Here is a 21,740-nt window from a genome sequence, read left to right as displayed (position 1 = left end):
GGTGAAACACTGACCCTTGATGATGTTTATCAGGTGGCACAACGGAATAGGCCGGTCACATTACCCGAAGAGGTCGCCCAACAGCTGGCGGCCTCTCGTTCTATGGTGACGCAGTACTTCGATGAAGAACGGGTTATTTACGGCGTGACCACCGGATTCGGCCGGTTCAGCGACGTCATCATTCCTGAATCCGATCGACGACAGTTGCAAGTGAATTTAATTCGTAGCCATGCAGCGGGGGTGGGAGAGCCCTTTTCTCCGGCGGTGTCGCGGGCGATGGTGCTTCTGCGGGCCAATGCCTTGGCGAAAGGATATTCTGCCGTTCGCCCAGAAGTGGTGCACTTATTAGTGGATTTACTCAATCACGGGATTACCCCGGTGATTCCCTCGCAAGGGTCCGTCGGGGCTAGCGGAGACTTAGCCCCCTTAGCGCATCTGGCCTTGGTTTTGATTGGGGAAGGGGAGGCCTGGTTTAATGGCGAACAGATGTCGGGAGGGGAGGCTTTACGCCACGCCGGTCTTAGTCCGCTTACCTTGGAAGCCAAAGAGGGCCTAGCGCTGATAAACGGCACTCAGGCGATGGGAGCACTAGGGAGCCTCACAGCGTATAGGGCTTCATATCTTGCTGAGTGGGCAGATATGGCGGGGTCCTTGACCCTACAGGTACTGCGCGGTATTCCCGACGCCTTCAGTGCAGACGTATTGCGTGTGCGACCTCACCCGGGGCTTATCAAGAGTGCCGCGAATCTACGCTATCTATTACAGGATAGCCACTTGACCACCACTCCGGGGGAGATTCGCGTCCAAGATGCCTACTCTCTGCGCTGTATGCCCCAGGTTCATGGGGCCAGCCGTGATGCCCTGACCCACGTCATGGATGTCTTGGCACGCGAAATTAATAGTGCCACGGACAATCCCCTATTCTTTCCGGAACGGTCGGAGGTTGTCTCCGCTGGTAATTTTCATGGACAGCCGCTCGCGCTGGTATTAGACTATCTCGGCATTTTATTGGCGGAGTGGGCGAATATTAGTGAGCGACGCACGGAGCGCATGGTCAACCCTGCACTGTCAGGCTTGCCGGCATTTTTGGTGCGTCAGGGCGGACTGCACTCAGGATTGATGCTGGCACAATATACGGCGGCCAGCTTAGTCTCTGAAAATAAGGTGTGGGCACATCCTAGCAGTGTGGACTCGATTCCCACATCCGCTAATCAAGAAGACCATGTCTCGATGGGGACGACCTCGGGGAGAAAGGCACAAATCATTATGAACAATGTGGTGCGTGTGATGGCGATTGAGCTGATCTGCGCGGCCCAGGCCGCCGATTTGATTGGCCCCGAACTGTTATCTCCCAAAGGCCAGCAGATCTATCAATTTGTGCGTGGAATTGTCGCCCCGTGGGAAGTGGACCGAGTATTGAGTCCCGATATTGAACGCCTCGCGCAAGCCATGGAGACGGTAGACGCTTATCGCTTCATTGACAATGTTTTGCCTGAGGGCCATTGATCGGGCAGCGCCCATTGAAGCGCTTGAAGGACAGGTTCAGGATGGCCCGGGGTGGTGACAAACTGGGCCACCTCGTGGGCCTCACGACGGCCGTCTCCGATAGCGACGCTGTGCCCAGCCCAGAGCAACATGCGCACATCGTTGAGACCATCACCAATCGCTAAAATATCTTCTCGGGAGATGTCGATTTGCCGACAGACGGTCTCAAGCGCTTCGACCTTGTCGATGTCCGGTGCGCAAAGATTAACTTCTCGGTAGCCCACGTGGGGAAAGATTGACAATTCATAGTGGTCTCCTCTAGGCTCAAAGTCGTCCAATAGACGGTCGACAATGGAGAGACCAGACAAAAAGACTTCCAGCGGTTCAGTCGGTAGACGGTCCTTTAATTCTGGCCAAATCCGATCTTCCGCGCGCAGCCAACAAAGTTGGTGTGCGAGATCGTAGCGATTATAGAGTACCGGATAGGGCTTTCCGAGATAGCAGCGAATCATCGCCTGATGGTGGTCCGCCCAAGTAATGAAGGTTCTCGCTGTCTCTAAGGACACGCCATGACGATAGAGGTCTCGGTCGGTAGCGCTGTCGTAGCTATAGGCGCCATTATGCGCAATAATAGGGCCATTGATACCGATCTCTCGTTGAATGCGCAGGACGGTTCTCCAACTGCGACCACTGGCAAGAATCACAATAATGCCCTTGCGGGAGAGGGTTAAAAGAGCATGGGCTGACTCGGGCCACAGGTGAGACTTGGCATTCAGTAAGGTACCGTCTAAGTCGCATACAATCGCTTTAATCATAAGAACTCCTCCTAAAAAGGGAAATGACATCACACATCGAATGAAAAGGGGGAGGTGTTGCTCTCATGAATCCCGGTTTAATCATACATCTTGGCCAAATGGCCGACGTACAAGTTCACTTCGACGAGTGGCGTTCGTTGTTCTCTCAGGGAGACACTAACTCAGGAGTCGTTCTAGTGCCTACCTCGCGTTTATGTCAGGCCTTGCATCGTCGATTGCCGGAAGCCTCCAATATTATGGTATTAGACGATTGGATAGAACAATTCCTTCCTCAGAATATCACGCGGGCTCCGTGGGGCACATGGCATATTTTATCTCCTATGGTTCCGGTCGACGTCATCGATGCCGATATTATAAATACGCCTGGGGCGCGATCGGTCGTGCTTCAGTATCTTCATGAGATGCGCAAATCGGGGATGCGGTCGACCTGGCCTCCGTCATCGCCTTGGGCCAGCCTCGTGGCCTGGTATGACGAAAAATTTCAGCACACGATTGCCGATGAACTACGGATGTACGAGTGGGCCCAAGAATTTCTGCGCCCTTCGGTGAGGATCGGTATTTACGGTTTTTCGGAGTGGTCAAGCGCACAATGGCGAATGATTGAAACCTGGGCTCTTTTCACGGAGGTTCACGTGTGGCAGACAGAGAGTTTGTGGGATACGACGCGCGACCAGATGCTCTCTCATCAGACGGCGGTGACGCATGTGCCCTCCTTAAGTGAACCGGGGAGATGCCGTGCCGTTCTGAGTCCCGATGAGGAGCCGCTAGACCTTGTGGCCCACACCATTTATGAACAGAAGATTTCTCTAGACGAGGCGGTGTTCTGTAGCATTGACGACGGACACGAGCGCGCCATCGTTCGCTCCCTCGTCAGAGAGAGGGTACTGGACCCTCGTTATCGTGAACGCTCTCACGCAGAGGTGCTATGGGAGCTCTTTCTCATCGTGGCCGAAGGGCGAGCGCGCGAGGTGGTGAAGAAACAATGGTGCACCGCGATTCATCAAGCGAGCGACGCGAATGAGTGGGCCAAGAACTGGTGGGAGCGCATTACCACGGTGTCGGATTGGCGCGAGGTGGCCCGTCTTATCCAGGAGGCCATCGATTTTCATCACCAAGCCCATGAGTGGGCGCCGCTTCTCGCGTGGGCCAGGAGTGCGGCCGTGTTTGTTGAGTGGTCAAGCATACCAGCGATGGGGTCATTGCTGGGGCGGCTAGGGAAGGAGTTGCTCGCTCAAGAGAGAGCCCTGATACTGCTTCCTCCCGAGGAGGCGGTCTGGGTGTCTGGTCGCTATCGTGTCCTCTTTGGTGTTGGGCAAGAATTTCCCCGCCGTCCGACGCGGATTCGTTTCGGCACCGCGTCCCACCAGGGACCGCTCCTTTTCAATCACCATCGCCATGATGTCGCCATTCTAGAGGACCTGACCCGTCTTCCGGGCTGCGCCGATGTTCTCCTTAGAGACCTTGAAGACGGTGGGGACCTCTCTTTCGACCAAATTATTCCTGTTGTGCACGAGGATAGGCAATGGTACGACGGCGATCAAGACCGCGTGTTGGCTTGGTACGAGAGCTGGCGTGTCGCGAAACATTATACCGCCTATACAGGGCTTCTTGATCAAGATACTGTGGGGCCGCTGCTGCCGGAATATTTTTCCCCATCGGCCCTCGAAACGTTTGGACGGTGCCCTCTGAGCTTTCTTTTGCAACGGCTGCTCCGGGTGACTTCCGTAAGTGAACCAGGCATGGAACTCGAACCACGGCTCATTGGTCAATGGGCACACCGTACCATGGAGCTTATGATGCAGGACAAGACCGGACTGTCGAAAGAACGCGTCTCTCGTTGGGTGTCGGCAGCTATTGAAGAAAATCCGCCCCCTAGGACCGTGCCCGTGTTTCACATTCGCTATCAGCAAGAACGATTAAGTGCCGAATTATTTGAAGCGTTAATGCGGGACCAAAACATTCCCGTAACAGCTTCACAAGCTGAGGTGGACCTTCAATGGGACACCTTGTGGCCGATGCACGGCCGCTTAGACCGCGTGGATACGCTGAGTGATGGCACGCTTCGGATTATTGACTACAAGACGGGAGTGCTTTCTAATCCCAATCGTGTCACGCCAACGTCGTTGCAGTTGGCCCTTTATGAAGAGGCATTACGAGAACAAACGGGACGGTCCGTGTCTGCCGAATTAATGGGGATTAGCCAGCGGTCACAATTTCTTCATCGATCATTGGACCCGACAGGAGAATCGGCGCGCCGCCAGCAGTTGATGACGATCCAGCACGGAATGAAAGTGCGCATCCAAGCGGGCCAGTTTTTTCCTGCCCCGAATACGGGACAAGATCCCTGCCGTCAATGTGATTATCGTACCTTGTGTCCGGCGCGAGTCCGCGACTACAGTGCTGATAAGATTGTGGAGTATCCCGAATATCAGTCGCTGTGGAAAGGTGAATCGGATGAGGAGGTTCCGCTGTGATTGAAGTGGTGGACCTGTGTGAGCGTCAGCAGGCCGTGCATTCGAAGGTGAATGTACTAGTGGAAGCGGGTGCCGGTACCGGCAAGACGACGCTCATTATGGAACGGGTCGTGGAAGCGATTCGCTCCGGGATACCGCTTTCTCGAATCCTGATGATTACGTTTATGGATAAAGCTCAAGAAGAGATGCGTAGTCGTCTAAAGGAACGACTAGACACCCTGCCATTCACCGACCTGAGAAAGCAGAAAGAGGTGTTAGACTCCTCGATTACCACCATTCATGGATTTTGTCGTCGTCTCTTATCCGAATTTGGAGCGGGGTTTGGCATTCCGCTGCAGTTTCAGGTGTTGGACGCGGTAGAAACGGACCGCTTATGGCTCCTCGCCTTTAATGAATGGGTGTCTGACTCACACCAGGAGGGGGTGATTCTAGCGCTGTTACATGCGGGAATCCAATGGCCACAGTTGGTGTCGTGGGGACGGTCGGTGTCCGATTGGGCTGAGGTCCCCACGCTACACGAAGAATTCCCCCAGTTGGATCAATTTTTATCGCACTATGGAGGAGACGTGGGCGACTATGTGAGGCGTGCCGAAATAGATGCGGAGCCGAGCGATGCTGGAGTGCAGCAAATTCAAGAGATTGCCCGGCAGTTTGACTTTATTGTCCGCATGGGCCCGGACGAATGGCCGCGCATGATCGCTCAATGGACTGCGGGATTATCGCCCCGAGGCAATAAGAAGAACTGGGGTCATCCGGATTGGCTCAGTGAGCAGAAAGTGTGGATTCAGAATCTACGCGACGATGTGAAGAGACTAAGGGAAAGGATGGCCGATGCGTATTTGGCGCAGTGGCTTGAGCTGATGCGCGAAAGTTTCTTGCCATTTTGGCGGCGATATCGATTTGACGCACTGTCTTTAACCTATGAAGACTTATTAGTAGAAGCTGAGCGTGTTAGCCGTGATCCGCTAGTTTGGGAGCAACTATCACAGCGCTATGATTTAGTGATGGTGGATGAGTTTCAAGATACCGATGCACTTCAGGCTAAGATTATACGTCGCTTGGTAACGCCGGCTGAGGTGGACACTTTAGTACCTCACGACCAAGGGCGATTGTTTTTGGTAGGGGATCCAAAACAATCAATTTATCGATTTCGTGGCGCAGATGTTGAAACCTACGTTACGGTGCGCGATGAAATTCATCGGGTCGGCGGAGATATCATCCCCATCTGGCAGAATTTTCGGTCCAACCCGCAGATTTTGGACATGGTCAATGAGATTTTTTCGAAGTCATGGCCTGCGCAGGTGGATCCTGAGAGACCCTATATTCCGCCGTTTCAGCCACTGGAAGAGGCGTTTCCTCGCGATCAGATGAGGCGGGTGGCGATTGAAGCCGCCACCGCTGAAGGCTCGGCACGGGATCGACGAATGGATGAAGCCAACCGGATTGCGACACTGATCGGCGAGGCGATTGGCGATGGATGGCAGGTACGTGATGGTCAGGGGACTCGCCCCATCACATACAGCGATGTCGCGCTGATTGTGCCTCAGCGTACCGGCATCGAACTATATCGCCAGGCATTGGCGGCGAGAGAGATTCCTGTCGCTGCCCAAAGCGGACGGGGGTTTTTTTTGCAGGACGAAATTCGCGGAATTCGACACCTGTTTCGGGCGCTGGAGAACCCTGAGGATGCCTCAGCGGTAGTGGGATGGCTCGTTTCGCCGTGGGTTGCTCTGACGTATCAAGAGCTTACGCAACACCGTCTGTTAGGCGGTGGATGGGACTATCGCCAGAGCGAGGTCGGGTCGCCACGGATTCTCTCCTGGTGGAAACGGCTTTCTTATTGGCATGAACGTTTCTTTTATGTGGATCCAGAGACGGTGATTGACTGGGCCACCAGCGAGAGCTCGCTAGGAATCGCTCTGCGAGAGCGTCACGATGAGGCGGGGTTGGCGAATCTTGTCCTTATGCGAAAGTTGGCGCGCGAATTTGGCGACAAGTGGGGTATGGACACGTTCAGCCAATGGTTGAACCAACAGGTGCTCGGGACCGCACCATTTGATGAGGCCAAGGTGACGTCACAGGAGAGTGAAGTCACGATTTCGACTGTCCATCAGGCCAAGGGACTGGAGTGGCCCATGGTCATCGTCGCCAATTGGGTCCCAAAGAAGGCGAAGCTCCAGCCAGGAATTCACTATAATTCACGCCTCAAGACGGTCGCTCTCCGACAAGATCCTTGGGTCAGTGGGGCCTATTCTCTCCTTGAAGCGGACCATCGGGTTCGAGAACAGGCCGAAGGAGACCGTTTGCTCTATGTGGCTTTAACCCGTGCGCGAGATTACTTATGGTTCTTTAACACCTTCATCGCAGAAGATGAGGACAATCATGCCCGCCATTGGGAGTGATGTCTCCTTCGGGCATCGCAACCGAGGAGCTCGTGGAGACGTTGCTGGGGCGGCGAAAGCGGTCGGCAATCTAACGGATACCTCGGTAGTAGCAACCGGCACGATAAAGCCACTGGCCATTTCTGGACGTGTGCTGTTTAAGAATCGTCGATTTCTTCTGACGCTGGTCGGTACCGGGTTTTCTTGGGCTTTTTAGTGATGGCCGTGGCTTATGGTGTGCTTTGGCTTGTGCCGGGAATTGCGCATCAAACGACCGAGTTTTTACTTGTGTACGCGGTGAGCTACTTCTTTATTGAATTTGGACCCAATAGTACCACCTTTGTCTTTCCGTCCGAGGTGTTTCCTGTGACTGTCCGTGGTCTAGGTTTTGGGATATCGGCGTCTGCCGGGAAATTCGGCGCGGCGATCGCGGCCTTCCTCTTTCCGGTGCTATTGTTGCAGTTGCACTTGTCCGGGACGATGGGAATATTAGCGGTCATTTCCCTCCTTGGAGCGATCCTGACTTTGGTGGCTCTCCGAGAGTCGAAGGGACTAACTCTCCGCGAATCTTCGCGTGAAGAGCTCTTAGAGGTGGACGCTTCGGGTATTGACACGCAGACGGTATCGTAGCCATGAGGTCTGGAGGACCGATGGATGAAAAAAGCACCGGTACGACAGCGACTGGACATTCCCGTCCCGAAAGTGATTGTCTTTAGACCACGCGCTTGGAATTGGTACTCCCGTGTGGTGGTGGCCGCCGCTTACCTTTTGTGGGCAATCGGAGGGTGCGTTGCTGGGTGGAGGCTGGTCGTGTCTGCCCCAGTTTGGTGGTGGCAAGGAGCATTGGCCATTATTTGGGCCGTGTTATTAGGCGTCTTGCAGTGGCCTCTTTGGACTTGGGTTAGGAAGAGGTAGGAACGGAGCCATGTGCTAAACGAGAGCTGTTCTTCGTGCAAACAGCTCTCGTAACTATTCTCAGAAAAAATTCTTGACTGTGAAGAAAGTCAAATTAAATAAGCGTATAATGATATAGTGATGGGAGGTGGAGCATGTATAGTGAGTGGGCTGAACGGTTTCGGGTATTGGGGGATTCCACACGGCTCAAGATTTTAGGTTTGCTGTCGGTACGCGACGCGTGTGTGTGCGAACTGGTCGATCTATTGCCGATTAGCCAGCCGGCCGTGTCCCAACATTTACGGCGGCTGAAACAGGTGGGCTTTGTGGAAGAGTATCGACAGAAATCTTGGATGTACTATCATCTCCGTGCCGACATTCCGCCGTTGATTGCCGAGTGGGTTCGCACACTTGAGGTCGATAATCAGGATGCGCTGTGGCTGGCAACCCATCAGGTAGGGATTACCTGCACGGTGACACAACCTCTGTCAGAAGAGCTGGTGCCTGCTGGGCCGGAACAATTAAAGGAGGAAATTTGATGGACTCGAAGGTGAAGGCATTGGTTGCCATTGGCGCGTCTGTCGCAAGTGGGTGCATACCGTGTCTTAACACGCATGTGGAACATGCACGGGAAAATGGTGCTGACGCACAGGAGATCGAAATAGCAGTCAATATTGCTCGAGCAGTGCGTTTGCAGGCCGTTACCGGTTTTGATGATGCGGCTCGTCAGGCACTACGCGGTGAACCGATTGCGGTCATTGCTGGCCAGGCTGGATGCGGGCCGAATTGTAACTGCTAAAGGAGGCGAAAAGAATTGGTTGTTGAGATTTATGACCCGGAGCTTTGCTGTTCGTCTGGGGTCTGCGGATCGGTACCCGATCCGACGCTTATTCGAGCCGAAGAGACTCTTAGTCGATTACAGGCCGAAGGAGCACGCGTGCTTCGTTATCAACTGAGTCGACAAGCGAGCGCATTTACCGAGAATCCTGTTGTCTACCGGGCCCTTCTAGAGACTGGCACGGACGCCCTGCCCATGACGGCCATTGACGGGCAGGTTCGATTTGTGGGTCGGTATCCGACTTACGATGAAATTCAGCGTGTGATAGTCAATGATTCCGCAAAGAAGGGTTAAGATGCGTTATCTATTTTTTTCTGGCAAAGGCGGGGTAGGCAAAACGTCTCTGGCGTCAGCGACTGCAGTGACATTGGCCGATGCTGGACAGCGAGTGTTGCTGGTGACGACCGATCCTGCTTCCAATTTGGCGGATGTGTTTGAACAAGCCATCGGTCCGGACCCACGCCCGATTCATGGAGTGTCGGGATTACTGGCTCAGGAGATTGATGCTGAAGCGGCAGCGCGAGCGTACCGTGAAAAAACTTTAAGTCCGCTGCGCGGGATTATTCCTGAGCCCGTGCTTCGAACTATGGAAGAGCAGATGAGTGGGCCATGCACCATCGAGATTGCGGGATTTGATGAATTCGTGCATGCGATGTTTACCAGCGACTATGATGTGGTGGTTTTTGATACCGCGCCTACGGGACATACCTTGCGCCTATTGGCACTACCCTCGGCGTGGTCTCTCCATATCACAGAAAGTGCTGCGGGATCGGGTCAGACGTGCATTGGACCCGCGGACCAATTGCAGTCGTCCAAAGCGCAATATGATCAGGCGTTGGAGAGACTCCAAGATGAGCAGATGACATCCTTTATTTTGGTGACACAGCCGGAGAGAGCGTCCGTGGAGGAAACTCTACGGGCTGCCGAAGAGCTTCATGAATCAGGGATTGTTGCACCCCGGGTCGTGGTCAATGGGGTCATTCCCGAAGACGCGGCTCAGCATCCTTTTTTCGCGGCCCGCCGCGCAGCACAACAGAAAACCGTGGAAAGCCTCCATTCTGTGTTTGGCCGTCCTATGGAGGTTCCGTTAGTGGAGGATGAGGTTAAAGGCATCACCGCATTGCGATCGTTGGGAAGGTGGCTGGGACACGATGTCTATGCCGTTCAATAGCCGGATTTCCGAAGGGCGCCGTATCTTTTTTGCCGGCAAGGGCGGGGTGGGCAAGACGACTTTAGCGGTCACCACAGCGGTGCAAAGCGCGCGTGCCGGGGTGAGAACTCTGTTGATGACGACTGATCCGGCCGCGCACATTGGGTCGGTATTGGAGACGGATGTGGGTGAAGATCCGATGCTGGTGCCCGGAGTTCCCAATCTTTATGCCGCACGGATTGATCCGGCCATAGAAACCCAGCGCTATCAAACGACGATCTTGGAGGAAGCTCGAACGCGATATCAGCCGGAAACGGTTGAGCGCATGGCCGAAGAATTACGTTCACCGTGTACCGAAGAAGTGGCCGTGTTTCGAAGGTTTCTCTGGGCCCTGTTGAGTGAGGAGTATGAGACGGTGGTTTTTGATACCGCGCCCACGGGTCATACCTTAAGGCTCTTAGCGTTGCCCGTCAGTTACCATCAGCAGATTGTCTTCAAGGCTCAGGGCTCGGCTGAAAGTCAAGCGGTTGATGACGCCGAAGCGGCGCGACTGAGTGAAGCCATGGCGATTCTTAGAGATCCTGATGAGACCACGTTTTGTTGGGTGGTGTACCCGGAGTCGACGCCAATTCAGGAAGCGTGGCGAGGGGCGGAAGATTTAAAAGGAATCGGCATTCCCACGGGTTGGGTAATGGCGAATCAGGTGCTTCCTGAGGCGGTGTGTGTGCATCCGCTCTTCAGGAAACGCTATGTGATGCAACAACGGTATTTGCGATGGCTACATGAAAAGTTTCCTGACACTGCTATCATGGAGGTTCCGTTACAAGAGGAGGATGTGAGGGGACTCGCGGCTGTGGAGCGTTTAGGGGCGGTGATGTTGGATCGAACAGAAACGGACATCAGTAAACCACATGAGAGGAGTGATTAGGATGGGAAAAATTGCGATTGTATTATTGACAGGGAACGAGAATCCCGCCAGGGCTAAAGCCGGGCTTCACGTAGCGAAACGCATTTATGATGCGCGAGAAGAAAATCAGATCGAGGATGTCGAGGTGTTTTTGTTTACGGATGGACTTCGCGTCGTCGGAGAGCCCGATAACGAGATTAATCATCTCGTGGATGAATTAATTGCGGCCGGGATTGTCGTGGGCGGTTGCAGTAATCAATTGGATAGCTGGAACATGGCAGATGTGGCCAAGGCAGCGGGAATCAAGGCGGAATTTGCACGGGATGCGTTTTCGCGGTATGCGCGCGAAGGCTATACCGTGTTGACTTTTTAACATGGATAACACGATCGAGTGGTATTGGCCCCTTTGGGCGGCGTCCGCCGTGTTACCAGAATTTCGGGTGCGCGACACCCAATCGAGCCATGGTCGATATGCGGTGGGTACGAAAACTATCGGCGTCAAGGATTTGGTCAAATTCCATGGACATGCGTGTGATGGATTGTTTCGTGGGGCTTTTGCACTGGCTGTGGCTCTCCCTACTTTGTTTCCTGATGAGGTGATTGACCGGACAGATTTACGGGTTTTGTCGCGCAACAGTCCGTGTTTGGGGGATGTGGCGGCCTATCTGACCGGAGGGCGCGTGCGGTTTAACAGTCAAGATGTGCGCGACGAACCCGGCGTGTGGTTTGTAGTGCAACAAATCTCTACCGGGAAGGGTGTACGGGTCGTGGAGAATCCCGGGATCTATCCCGCGGTCTTAAGCGAGGAGGAAGGGCAGCTTGTGGCTTCCGGCTTAGCGACACCCCGGCAAATTGATGAACTTCAGGCCGCTCAATGGGCTTGGGTTCAAGAGGTCTTATTGCGCACGCCTCCAGAAGAGCTTTATACCGTATCCGTGGAGGTGTTCATCTGGGAGGATGTTCCCTACGACCATCGGGGTCGCCGAAGTGATGTGCTCTTTAAACAGGTGCCTTTCACTTTGGGGAAACTGTGATGAATAAGGTGTCGGCGACATGACGGCGATTATTGACACTGGCCTTGCTCCAAGACGACATGGCGAGTTTGCTACCCTCGAGGATCAGCCGATAACAGTGGTCTACGAGTTTAACCTGTCGGGACCTCAAAAAGGGCGCAATGCTGAAAGCTCTGCGAGAGGCGACCTTTCGGGTCCCGAGGGGTGTCACTGAGGTTGTATTAAAACAGCTAATAGGGACGTCGACCATGGTGAAGAATTTCCCTGCGGCTTATAAAGGAGTCTTGGGGGGACGCGTACGCAGTGGGAGCCGTGGCAGGTGTTCAACCATGGCGATATGCGATGTTGTTACGCTAGCCCAATTCGAGGGGCCTTGTAAACCATCGGGGCTGGTTTTTCGACACGATGGAGCCATATCTCCAACCCATCTCCGCGGAAGGGATGCCCGTAGCCGCCATGGCACAGGGAGAGACATATTATGGAGGGCTCTTTACCACCATTAGTGCGGGGACCCGGGATGCGGTTTATATGGGAATGGATGAGGTCCAAACATTTATGCAGGGGTTAACGGAGGGAGCGGACGCGGTAACGGTACTGAATCATGGGCTGATCGCCGAGAAAGATACCGACGCGTTTAATAGGGGGGGCGGATTTGCTTCAGGTCGCGCGAAAAACCTATCGACCCCATTCTGATGTGCATCACCTAGGGTATTCTGGCACCGCATCGAACACCTATTATCGGAAACCGCTTGGGACAGAGACTTTGATGGGTCTAGAAAAATCGCTCTGGGACCACGAGAATTCTCATCTCGATTCGGAATTTCGTGAGGCCGCCGCAAGAATTGCCCCCTACATTGTCGAGGAGCCGGTGGAACCGTTCTATCGGACCGTTTGGCGCCGTCCCTAAGGGATAGGGCGACACAGTCTGAGGTGGATATGATGGCCAATATGCTTTGGGAGGTGGTTGGATGGCCGTCATATTGGCGTCCGGATTATTTGTGGTGGTGTTAGTGTTGATTATTACCCAACCGCGGGGCCTTTCGATTGGATGGACCGCCCTTGGGGGGGCTGTGATTGCCCTGGCGCTTGGTATTGTGTCATGGCACAATGTCGGGACGGTCGTAAGTATTGTCTGGGATGCGACATTGACCTTTGTCGCGGTCATTCTGATTTCGCTGATTCTTGATGCGGTAGGGTTCTTCGAATGGTCAGCGCTCCATATGGTGCGCCTGGCTCGAGGTCGGGGAATTCGGCTGTTTCTTCTGCTCGGTGTACTGGGGGCATTGGTGGCGATGTTCTTCGCCAATGATGGGGCTGCACTGATTTTGACCCCGATCGTCTACGAACAAGCTAAAGCATTGAAACTGAATCCGAAAGCAACCTTGGCATTGATTATGGCTAGCGGATTTATCGCCGATACCACGTCGCTCCCGCTAGTGGTGTCAAATCTGGTGAACATCGTCTCGTCAGGATACTTTCATTTAGGATTTGGATCGTATGCGGTGCGGATGGTTCCGGTCGATGTGGTGTCTCTCGTGGCGAGTTTGACGGTCCTTTATTTTTTCTATCGACGCTCATTGCCTGTGACGGTTTCTACCGAGTCCTTGCCGGCGCCTCGGTCAGCAATTCGAGATCCGGAGGTCTTTCGGACGGCGTGGATTATCTTGGCGTTATTATTGATCGGGTATTTTGCTAGTCAATTTTTGCATTGGCCGGTCGCGATTTTTGCCGGGAGTGCAGCGGTGGCGCTGTTGCTCATTGCCCATCGTAGTCCCGTCGTTCACGTCCCACAACTGGTACGCGAAGCACCGTGGAAGATTGTGGTTTTTTCCATTGGCATGTATGTGGTGGTCTTCGGCCTGAGAAACGTGGGATTGACGCATCTACTCGGGGCGGTATTGAGCATTTTGGCGTCTCATGGCACCTTCGTCGGGATTGTTGGTACGGGCGTGGTGGGAGCCGTGCTGTCCTCCATTATGAATAACATGCCGACGGTCCTGATTAACGCCTTAGCGATTCACGGTGCCACGGCTACGGCGACACTTCATACAGCGATGGCTTATGCCAATGTGGTGGGGTGTGATTTAGGGCCGAAGTTTACGCCAATCGGATCCTTGGCGACGCTCTTGTGGTTGAATGTGCTGGAGCGTCGAGGAATTCGTATTACCTGGGGCTATTACTTTCGTGTGGGAGTGACCCTGACGATACCGGTGTTGTTGGTGACATTGGCGGCCTTGTGGGGGTGGTCTGCTATCCTGGCTTAGCCGCCGAATGGACAAGAGGGGGGTGAATGATGCAAACATATCAGGTGCAGGTGCGACGAGAGAGCGCACAACAGGTGATCGCCACGACGCGTTCCTTTCACCTCACATTGGGGGCAAAGCGAGGAGACGAGACTGCGGGGTTTAACCCGGTAGAAACTCTATTGTCGGCGATGGTGGCAGAGTGATCCCGAGTGTCCCTGGAGGAGATGGAGATCGAGGTGACGGGAACACGGCAAGACAAGCCGCCGCAGTTAGTGTCAGCCAACTATCACCTTTGGGTAGAGACGGCCATCCCGGATGAGCGTGTGGCTCGCCTTGTTGAGATGGCGAAGAAAAATAGCACGGTGTATCAAACCTGGCCGCGACGATGACGGTGTCCGGCACCGTCACACGGAAGAGCGTGAGAACTACGCAGTAGGAGGAGTCTATGATGTCATCAATTCTAATTATTGGCGGAAGTGACGCAGGAGTGAGTGCCGCTCTTCGAGTACGAGAAGTCGATCCCTCTGCATCGGTTACCATGCTGGTGGCAGACGGTTTTCCCAACTATAGTATATGTGGATTGCCGTTTTACGTGAGTGGCGAGGTGCCACACTGGGGTCAACTGGCGCATCGGACGTTGGCCGATATTGAAGCCAGTGGAATTGCGGTTCACCTGAATACCCGCGCGTTGGAGATTCGTCCCGAAAGGCACACTGTGGTGGTGCAGGAGTCAAGCAAGAGAACTCATGAACTGCATTATGACCGTCTTGTCATCAGCACCGGGGCGGAACCGATTCTCCCATCGATTTCCGGTATGGATCAACCTGGCGTATTTCTCCTGCATAGTATGGAAGATGCTTTTGCGGTGCAAGAATTTTTAGAGACTCATCGACCGCACCATGCCCTAATCATTGGTGCCGGGTATATTGGCTTGGAGATGGCTGATGCCTTGCAGCATCGGGGACTTTCTGTGACAGTGGTTGAACAGGCTCCCGCCGTATTACCCACGGTTGACATCGAATTGGGAATCCAATTGGGTCAACACGTGACAGAGCATGGCGTGGACGTGCGGACCGGTGTGCGAATTCGCCAGATCGAAAGGATGGATTCGGGGCTTCGTGTGGCGGGGGAGCCCGATTTCGCACAAGATGTGGACATGGTGCTCGTAGTCGTCGGGGTCCAACCGGTCACCAACCTGGCCAAGCAGGCGGGCATCTCCCTGGGTATCAAAGGAGCGATTCCAGTGGATCGCGCCATGGCAACAAAGTTGCCGGATATCTACGCCGCTGGAGATTGCGTGGAAACCTACCATCGCTTATTGTCCCAGGCTACATACCTCCCCCTTGGGACGACCGCGCACAAACAAGGACGAATTGCTGGAGAAAATGCTGCAGGTGGTCATGCCGAATTTGCGGGATCACTCGGGACGCAAGTGGTGAAAGTCTTTGACTGGGCGATGGCACGAACCGGGTTTCGGGATCACGAGGCGGTCGCGGCGGGCTTTTACCCCAAAACAGTAGCCTTCACTACGTGGGACCACAAGGCATACTATCCAGGGGCCAAGGAGCTACATGTTCGCGTTACAGGAGATGTTCGAAGCGGTCGGCTATTGGGTGCCCAAATCATGGGCCACTGGCAAGCAGGGGTGGCCAAACGTATTGATGTCTATGCGACAGCTTTATACCACCAGATGACGGTAGCCCAACTTCTTGATGTCGATCTAAGCTATACGCCCCCCTTGGGGAGTCCCTGGGATGCGGTGCAAATGGCCTGCGACCATTGGGTTCGCGAGGCGGATAAGTGATATTGTTTTGTTTGCAAATTATGTCATATAGAAATGGGAGAGGGAGTATTCTGTCAGAGAATGGTCGCTCCTAGAATTGTATAAACGGATACGCTATGGACCACGACCGGTCACGGCGTATCGCAGTGGTAGTCGCCATCCGCGGAACGCCATATCAAGCACCAAAGTAGGATATCCTTGTTCGGTCTCTTGCGAGGAGGCATTTACTGTTGCATCACCGGCATCGCTAAGAATTTCCCTCCTCTCTTTCTAGATCAACGCTTGGCTGCATAGGGTTCGGAAGGGGGGACTCTTGATGCCACGGCTGCCATTATTGATTGTCGGATTCATCATTTCTGTTATTCTCGTTGTATTGGTGGGGTTTCGCCAAGTGAGGGTATTAACCTTTGTTCCGGGAAAGGACGTGGTGACACTACCCTTTGGTGACGCTCCTGATGCCGTAGGACGGGCCGTGGGCATCGATGGTCGGCTGTATGGGCCGCTCACCTTTGCGGTCAATGCATCAACAGTGGTGGTCGCGGATAGTTATCGTGAACGGTTGATGATATTCCATCATAGACGTTTGGTGGTGGTGCCCACGACGGGCCAAATGTTGGAAAACATTGCGATGACTCCAGCAGGTCAAGTGGTTATGACAGACAATCGGACCTTAGCTCTATGGGAATCCGATCGAATGCATTTGCACAAGTTGGTGCAATTTCGTGCGCATAAGGGCTATAGTGAGGCGCTCTGGAACCTAGCTGTTTCGCCTCGAGCCGGACTTTTTGTGGAGCAGGTTAAGTTGGGGCAAGGTGCGTTTGCCACCTGGATTGATGAATATACTCTGAAAGGACGACTGGTCCGACGTCTAGCGTCTTCTGAGGGGCAACGGGATCCAGACCTCCTGCCGCTTTCGGGTGGTACGATTACTGAACCCATTCGCAACTTTACCGTGGCTCCAAACGGCCATATTTATGTTGAATCGTACGGCAATAGTCCTCGGGTACGGGTGATCCATATCTATAAGAAGAATGGCACATATTTAGGGCAACTCGTTATACGCAGTGAGGCTCCGATCCGGGATAGTGCGCTTCTTGGGGTGAACCAAGAAGGGTGGGTATACTTGGCCGTAAATATGCACGTGCCTCATCACGCACGCATCATCATAGACAACTCGAGCGGACATACCGTGGCGACTCTAGGTGTCGCCGCCGTGCCGCTCTATGCTACCACCTATGGTGTGGTACTGCCCTCGGGTGCCGTATATTGGGATGCGACCACGGTGACGCACTTTGGCATTCGACCCTATCGACCAGAAGTCCATAAGGTCTGGAAGTGGGTGTTTTTTTAAGCATTTTTAGGATAACGAGTTTCGGATTTCCTCTCCTACCCATCCGATGGTATTCTTGACCCATTGGGGAGGAGAATGCATGTTTATCGCGGATAGAGAGAAACCATTAGAAGTCACATCCTCAGAGTTGATTGCGGGATTGTCACGCGCCTTGGACTTGACGGAAGGAGAGCCCATGGGGCACTCCATTCGCGCCTGTTGGATTGGCATGAAAGTGGGACAAGCGCTGAAATTAACGGATGATACGGCAAGCGAACTCTATTATGCGTTGTTGTTGAAGGACGCCGGATGCTCCTCCAATGCCGCTCAAGTGAGTTCCTGGTTTGGTACGGACGACCACTCGGCGAAGATGGATTTGAAAGTGGTCAATTGGTCTCGAATGGCCGACGCGGTGCTCTATGCGGTACGCCACGCAGCGCCAGGAGAGCCATTGGTCCGCCGTTTTCAGCAAATGGTGGCGCTCTCTCGGCGCGGGATTTCTGCCTCGCAGCAATTGGTGGAATTGCGGTGCACCCGAGGAGCACAATTAGTCAACCAGTTGGGATGGCGAGGTGATGTACCCGATGCGGTATTAAATCTCGATGAGCACTGGGATGGCGCTGGATCTCCGCGGGGCATCAGCGGGCGTGAGATTCCTTTAATGGCGCGTATTCTTTTGCTGGCTCAGACCGCCGAAATTTTTTGGTCCCGTCGCGGGCCAGCTGCTGCCCGTTCTGTCGTATCTGAGCGACGCGGGACCTGGTTCGATCCCGAACTGGTGGATTTGTTTCTCACGATTTCGTCTTCGCCGGCATTTTTTCATGAGTTGTCGCAGATTACTCATCCCCATGCACTCGAATCTGTATTTCCTAATGTATCCCAAGGGCTTGCAGCGGTTGGTGATCTTATTCGTACGGCAGAGATATTTGGGCAGATTGTGGACGCGAAGTCTCCCTGGACACGACTGCACTCCATCCGCACCGCGCAGTACGCTAAGCGTATCGCTCAAGCCATGCTGCTTTCACCGGCGGAGCAGGATCGGGTTCTATTGGCAGGGTATTTTCATGATTTAGGCAAGCTCGGCGTCTCAAATGTGATTCTCGATAAACCAGGTAGGCTCTCTTCCGAGGAGCGACGCATCATGGAAAAGCATCCCGACTTAACCTACCAGGTGCTTGAACCCTTAGAATCGCTCCGCGACATTGCCTTTGTCGCGTCTTGCCACCACGAACGTTTGGACGGGTCAGGATATTTTCGTCATCTCGGAGGAGGTGACGTCCCTCTGCTCTCTCAAATTGTGGCTGTTGCCGATGTGTTTGATGCACTGACCGCCGCTCGACCCTATCGGGGTGAAATGAGTGCGGAGGAGGCCCTAAAAATCATGCGACCGGATGTTGGTACGCGGCTCAACGCTGATGCTGTCGATGCCTTAGAAGGATTGCCGCATCCCTTGGATCTAGGAGATCTACCGCTCGTGTTGACTGGCGAGGTGTCGCTGTGAGGACGCGCGAATTTCACTTTCGGCGTGGCACCTGGTCTCTAGGTGGCGAAAAAGTCTATCTATTGGCGATCATGAATGTCACACCAGATTCCTTTTCTGATGGTGGTGCGTACAACGAGGACCCTGTGTATCAATTAGAGCACGCCACGCGGGTGTTTGAAGAGGGGGCTGATGGACTGGATATTGGGGCAGAATCTACGCGCCCCGGATATGTGCCCATTACGATGGATGAAGAGTGGCGTCGGCTGAGGCCCGTGTTACAGGCCTTGCGCGCGAGGTTCCCCGACCGGGTGATCTCGGTGGACACGCAGAAGTCCGAAATCGCCCGACGGGCGCTTGAAGACGGGGCAGATATCATTAATGATATCTGGGGGTTCTCCCAAGATCCGGGAATGGTGGAGGCCATCGGCGCGGCGGGCGCAGGAGCCATCATGATGTTTAACCAAGCTTTTACAGAGAATACGGTCACCGTCGAAGAGGTAAAGTCATTTTTTCGCCAAAAGATGGGTGCCGCGTCGCGTTATGGTATCTCACCATCGGCGATTCTGGTTGATCCCGGGATTGGATTTCGGATTCAAGGGGAGAGCAGTTGGACGATGCTTCATCATCTAAAGGATTTGGCAGATATCGGGGCGGGAGTATTAGTCGGGCACAGCCGTAAGCGCTTTCTCGGTACTGTGAGCGGAGAATCGCGGGCAGCGGAGCGGGATGTCGCGACGGCAATGCTGTCGGGATTTTTAGCGACCAGTGGGGCCGATGTACTGAGGGTGCATAATCCTGGGTTCAGTCGTCAGGCCATTCACGTGGCACGGAAATGGACGGATAACAGTGGGTAGGATTAATCTATATGGGCTGCAGTTTTATGCGTGTCACGGCGCATTATCGCATGAAATGACGGTGGCACAAGAATTTCAGATCGATGTGCGGATGAAAGTCAATGTCCAAGTGGCCGGAGAGACGGACTCACTGAAGGACACGGTTCACTATGGACTAGTCGTCAGCGCCATCGAACGCGTGATGAAGGGGCCGTCTGTGCATCTCTTGGAGACTCTCGCCTATCGCATTCGTGCCGCCATATTGGCGTTGGATCCAAAAATTGAGGCGGTGGCGGTGCGGGTGAGAAAAGTGAATCCGCCGATCGGCATGGCGTCTCATGGTGCGGAGGTGGAGATCGACTTTGACGACTAGAGCGTATATTGGTCTGGGGTGCAACTGGGGGAATTGTGCTACCACCATGCGCGTGGCCGCTTTGGCGGTGGCGCATCTGGGGCAGTCGCCGGCCTTCTCGTCGCTGTATCTCTCCCGTCCCCAGGGTGGACCGATGCAACCTGACTACTGGAATGCGGTGGTGGGAATTTCCACTGTGTGGACGCCGTTGACACTATTGCACTTGTTAATGCAAATAGAGCGACGGTTTGGACGATCGCGCCGGGAGCGGTGGGGCCCACGCACGTTGGATTTAGATCTGTTGGTATACGGCGAGGTGACGATGGACACGCCCGAACTGGTGTTGCCCCATCCACGACTAACTACACGCCGTTTTGTCTTAGAGCCTCTCCAAGAGCTTTTCCCTGATTTTCTGTTTACCGGAGGAGATCATATCGGCGCTATGCTTGATGAGGTCTCGACACAGGAGGTGCATCGGCTTTGTCCACTGAGCGACTCTCTTGGCGTATGAGACATATTGAGCAAGAACTCCGCACCGATTGGCTAGGGCATCCCGTCACGGTGTTGGACCAGGTCGATTCCACCAATCGATATGCAAAGCAGGCGCGACTCGAAATGGGGGCCCGTCATGGGGCCGTCGTCTGGGCTGATCAACAGACTCAAGGAAGAGGGCGCCTAGGGAAAGTCTGGCACTCTCCTGCGGGGCAAAACATTTATCTGTCGATTTTACTTGAGCCTCCGAGAACGTACTTGACGGGACTGCAGAGCCTTTTAGCTGGTATTGCGGTAATCCGCACGGTGCGGGCGTTAACGGGATTGGACGCCCGTATGAAGTGGCCAAACGACGGCGTGATTCATGGGAAGAAGTTTTGTGGAATTTTAGTGGAGGCGGGCCTTCAGCCATCGCCCTGGTGTGTGATGGGGATCGGCCTTAACGTATTCCATGGCGAGACTATCGGCATTGTACATGCCACCTCGCTCCAGGATGAATGGAGCGGGGTTCTTTCTCGTGAAGATTTGGTGGTGCATCTTCTCCAGGTCTTGGAAGAGGTCTATGCCACCTGGATGATTGAGGGTAATGTCTGGTTAACGGCTGAATGGGCCAAATACAGTGCGACGCTCGGAGAGTGCGTGAAGGTCACTCGCCCCGGCCAGGATGACGTTGTCGGGGTGGCCGAGGCGATTGACACGGATGGGGCGCTTTTAGTGCGAGCGGACGGCCATCTTCACACAGTGATTGCGGGAGAGGTCAGCATTCGGTTAGCAGACGGTCGTTACGCTCCGGACAGGTTTTGATAGAGGGTCAACATTTCGATGGCGGACACGGCCGCTTCGCTCCCTTTGTTGCCGGCTTTTCCACCGGCACGAGCTTGGGCCTCTTCCATGGTATTACAGGTGAGGATGCCAAATATAATGGGTTTTTCTCCGAGATGGGCTAGGCTGGCCACACCCTGAGTCGCCGACCCCGCGACATAGTCGAAATGGGCTGTTTCACCTCGTATGATGGCCCCAAGCGTGATAACTGCGTCGTATTGGTGATAAATCCGCCGTACCACGCCGGGAATTTCAAATGCTCCAGGAACCCATATGGTATCGATCGCGCGTGCATCGATGCCTAATCGTACCAGTGTGCCATGCGCACCGGTAAGAAGGAGAGACGAAATCGATTCGTTAAATCGACTGACCACCAGGGCAAATCGTACAGGTGCCGTGATAGACCACTGGCCTTCCATTGCTGACATCGGCTAAATCTCCT

28 protein-coding genes are annotated in these 21,740 nt (G+C 54.1%); 26 read left to right on the top strand and 2 right to left on the bottom strand.

Features of this window, described 5'->3' with window-relative positions; translation table 11 throughout:
• The coding region (gene hutH / locus ACOJWD_RS01580) for a histidine ammonia-lyase (protein WP_486991470.1) at window positions 1–1,506 on the top strand (1,506 nt) is incomplete at its 5' end.
• On the opposite strand, the gene ACOJWD_RS01575 is transcribed toward hutH, so the two are convergent.
• Window positions 1,467–2,300, bottom strand: coding sequence for an HAD-IIB family hydrolase (locus ACOJWD_RS01575; RefSeq protein WP_486991469.1), 834 nt, complete (start codon window positions 2,298–2,300; stop codon window positions 1,467–1,469). The genes hutH and ACOJWD_RS01575 overlap by 40 nt on opposite strands.
• A 65-nt stretch (window positions 2,301–2,365) precedes the next feature.
• Between ACOJWD_RS01575 and ACOJWD_RS01570 the strand changes: the two genes are divergently transcribed.
• The 25 genes from ACOJWD_RS01570 (at window position 2,366) to ACOJWD_RS01450 (ending at window position 21,280) form a co-directional block, all read left to right on the top strand.
• Window positions 2,366–4,774 carry a RecB family exonuclease gene (locus ACOJWD_RS01570; RefSeq protein ID WP_486991468.1) on the top strand — a complete coding sequence of 803 codons (2,409 nt, stop codon included), beginning with the start codon at window positions 2,366–2,368 and terminating at the stop codon, window positions 4,772–4,774.
• Window positions 4,771–7,176 carry a UvrD-helicase domain-containing protein gene (locus ACOJWD_RS01565; RefSeq protein WP_486991467.1) on the top strand — a complete coding sequence of 802 codons (2,406 nt, stop codon included), beginning with the start codon at window positions 4,771–4,773 and terminating at the stop codon, window positions 7,174–7,176. Before ACOJWD_RS01570 ends, ACOJWD_RS01565 begins: the two co-directional genes overlap by 4 nt.
• Window positions 7,157–7,372, top strand: a complete 216-nt coding sequence (locus ACOJWD_RS01560; RefSeq protein WP_486991466.1) for a hypothetical protein — start codon at window positions 7,157–7,159, stop codon at window positions 7,370–7,372. Before ACOJWD_RS01565 ends, ACOJWD_RS01560 begins: the two co-directional genes overlap by 20 nt.
• A gap of 2 nt (window positions 7,373–7,374) precedes the next feature.
• Complete coding sequence (locus ACOJWD_RS01555) at window positions 7,375–7,785, top strand: MFS transporter (protein ID WP_486991465.1); 411 nt, start codon at window positions 7,375–7,377, stop codon at window positions 7,783–7,785.
• Between the two features lie 24 nt (window positions 7,786–7,809).
• Window positions 7,810–8,070: a hypothetical protein gene (locus ACOJWD_RS01550; protein ID WP_486991464.1), complete on the top strand. Its 261-nt coding sequence runs from the start codon at window positions 7,810–7,812 to the stop codon at window positions 8,068–8,070.
• A 134-nt stretch (window positions 8,071–8,204) separates the two neighbouring features.
• On the top strand, window positions 8,205–8,588 hold the full coding sequence (locus ACOJWD_RS01545; protein ID WP_486991463.1) for an ArsR/SmtB family transcription factor: 384 nt from the start codon (window positions 8,205–8,207) through the stop codon (window positions 8,586–8,588).
• Window positions 8,588–8,848 carry a carboxymuconolactone decarboxylase family protein gene (locus tag ACOJWD_RS01540; protein WP_486991462.1) on the top strand — a complete coding sequence of 87 codons (261 nt, stop codon included), beginning with the start codon at window positions 8,588–8,590 and terminating at the stop codon, window positions 8,846–8,848. Before ACOJWD_RS01545 ends, ACOJWD_RS01540 begins: the two co-directional genes overlap by 1 nt.
• Window positions 8,849–8,863: 15 nt before the next feature.
• Entirely contained in the window at window positions 8,864–9,181 is a 318-nt protein-coding gene (gene arsD, locus ACOJWD_RS01535) for an arsenite efflux transporter metallochaperone ArsD (RefSeq protein WP_486991461.1), read from the top strand.
• Between the two features lies 1 nt (window position 9,182).
• On the top strand, window positions 9,183–10,058 hold the full coding sequence (locus tag ACOJWD_RS01530) for an ArsA family ATPase (RefSeq protein WP_486991460.1): 876 nt from the start codon (window positions 9,183–9,185) through the stop codon (window positions 10,056–10,058).
• Window positions 10,039–10,965, top strand: a complete 927-nt coding sequence (locus ACOJWD_RS01525) for an ArsA family ATPase (RefSeq protein ID WP_486991459.1) — start codon at window positions 10,039–10,041, stop codon at window positions 10,963–10,965. The genes ACOJWD_RS01530 and ACOJWD_RS01525 overlap by 20 nt, the downstream gene beginning before the upstream one ends.
• A 1-nt stretch (window position 10,966) precedes the next feature.
• Window positions 10,967–11,317, top strand: a complete 351-nt coding sequence (locus ACOJWD_RS01520) for a DsrE family protein (RefSeq protein WP_486991458.1) — start codon at window positions 10,967–10,969, stop codon at window positions 11,315–11,317.
• A 1-nt stretch (window position 11,318) separates the two neighbouring features.
• Complete coding sequence (locus ACOJWD_RS01515; protein WP_486991457.1) at window positions 11,319–11,978, top strand: formylmethanofuran dehydrogenase subunit E family protein; 660 nt, start codon at window positions 11,319–11,321, stop codon at window positions 11,976–11,978.
• A 140-nt stretch (window positions 11,979–12,118) separates the two neighbouring features.
• On the top strand, window positions 12,119–12,460 hold the full coding sequence (locus ACOJWD_RS01510) for a hypothetical protein (RefSeq protein WP_486991456.1): 342 nt from the start codon (window positions 12,119–12,121) through the stop codon (window positions 12,458–12,460).
• Window positions 12,414–12,650 carry a hypothetical protein gene (locus tag ACOJWD_RS01505; RefSeq protein WP_486991471.1) on the top strand — a complete coding sequence of 79 codons (237 nt, stop codon included), beginning with the start codon at window positions 12,414–12,416 and terminating at the stop codon, window positions 12,648–12,650. Before ACOJWD_RS01510 ends, ACOJWD_RS01505 begins: the two co-directional genes overlap by 47 nt.
• A complete protein-coding gene (locus ACOJWD_RS01500; protein ID WP_486991455.1) occupies window positions 12,610–12,864 on the top strand; it encodes a hypothetical protein in 255 nt (84 codons plus the stop codon). Before ACOJWD_RS01505 ends, ACOJWD_RS01500 begins: the two co-directional genes overlap by 41 nt.
• Window positions 12,865–12,925: 61 nt before the next feature.
• Entirely contained in the window at window positions 12,926–14,221 is a 1,296-nt protein-coding gene (locus tag ACOJWD_RS01495; RefSeq protein WP_486991454.1) for an arsenic transporter, read from the top strand.
• Window positions 14,222–14,250: 29 nt separating this feature from the next.
• Entirely contained in the window at window positions 14,251–14,406 is a 156-nt protein-coding gene (locus ACOJWD_RS01490; RefSeq protein ID WP_486991453.1) for a hypothetical protein, read from the top strand.
• Between the two features lie 21 nt (window positions 14,407–14,427).
• Window positions 14,428–14,592: an OsmC family protein gene (locus ACOJWD_RS01485; protein WP_486991452.1), complete on the top strand. Its 165-nt coding sequence runs from the start codon at window positions 14,428–14,430 to the stop codon at window positions 14,590–14,592.
• Window positions 14,593–14,651: 59 nt separating this feature from the next.
• Window positions 14,652–16,007 carry an FAD-dependent oxidoreductase gene (locus ACOJWD_RS01480; protein WP_486991451.1) on the top strand — a complete coding sequence of 452 codons (1,356 nt, stop codon included), beginning with the start codon at window positions 14,652–14,654 and terminating at the stop codon, window positions 16,005–16,007.
• A gap of 295 nt (window positions 16,008–16,302) precedes the next feature.
• Entirely contained in the window at window positions 16,303–17,337 is a 1,035-nt protein-coding gene (locus ACOJWD_RS01475) for a hypothetical protein (RefSeq protein WP_486991450.1), read from the top strand.
• A 79-nt stretch (window positions 17,338–17,416) separates the two neighbouring features.
• Window positions 17,417–18,817, top strand: a complete 1,401-nt coding sequence (locus ACOJWD_RS01470; protein ID WP_486991449.1) for an HD-GYP domain-containing protein — start codon at window positions 17,417–17,419, stop codon at window positions 18,815–18,817.
• Window positions 18,814–19,653, top strand: coding sequence for a dihydropteroate synthase (folP, locus tag ACOJWD_RS01465; protein WP_486991448.1), 840 nt, complete (start codon window positions 18,814–18,816; stop codon window positions 19,651–19,653). The genes ACOJWD_RS01470 and folP overlap by 4 nt, the downstream gene beginning before the upstream one ends.
• Window positions 19,646–20,005, top strand: a complete 360-nt coding sequence (folB, locus tag ACOJWD_RS01460; RefSeq protein ID WP_486991447.1) for a dihydroneopterin aldolase — start codon at window positions 19,646–19,648, stop codon at window positions 20,003–20,005. The genes folP and folB overlap by 8 nt, the downstream gene beginning before the upstream one ends.
• Window positions 19,995–20,495 (top strand): 2-amino-4-hydroxy-6-hydroxymethyldihydropteridine diphosphokinase, encoded by a 501-nt coding sequence (folK, locus tag ACOJWD_RS01455; protein WP_486991446.1) that lies wholly within the window; start codon window positions 19,995–19,997, stop codon window positions 20,493–20,495. Before folB ends, folK begins: the two co-directional genes overlap by 11 nt.
• The gene (locus tag ACOJWD_RS01450; protein WP_486991445.1) at window positions 20,465–21,280 is read left to right on the top strand and encodes a biotin--[acetyl-CoA-carboxylase] ligase; all 816 of its coding nucleotides are present in this window, start codon (window positions 20,465–20,467) and stop codon (window positions 21,278–21,280) included. The genes folK and ACOJWD_RS01450 overlap by 31 nt, the downstream gene beginning before the upstream one ends.
• On the opposite strand, the gene ribH is transcribed toward ACOJWD_RS01450, so the two are convergent.
• Window positions 21,259–21,726 carry a 6,7-dimethyl-8-ribityllumazine synthase gene (gene ribH, locus ACOJWD_RS01445; protein WP_486991444.1) on the bottom strand — a complete coding sequence of 156 codons (468 nt, stop codon included), beginning with the start codon at window positions 21,724–21,726 and terminating at the stop codon, window positions 21,259–21,261. The two genes, ACOJWD_RS01450 and ribH, sit on opposite strands and share 22 nt — an antisense overlap.
• Window positions 21,727–21,740: the final 14 nt, after the last annotated feature.

The sequence above is a fragment of the Sulfobacillus sp. TH-112 genome, from assembly GCF_057473405.1.
The sequence above is the reverse complement of the archived record's forward strand: the minus strand, read 5'-3'. Positions and strand labels throughout refer to the sequence as shown.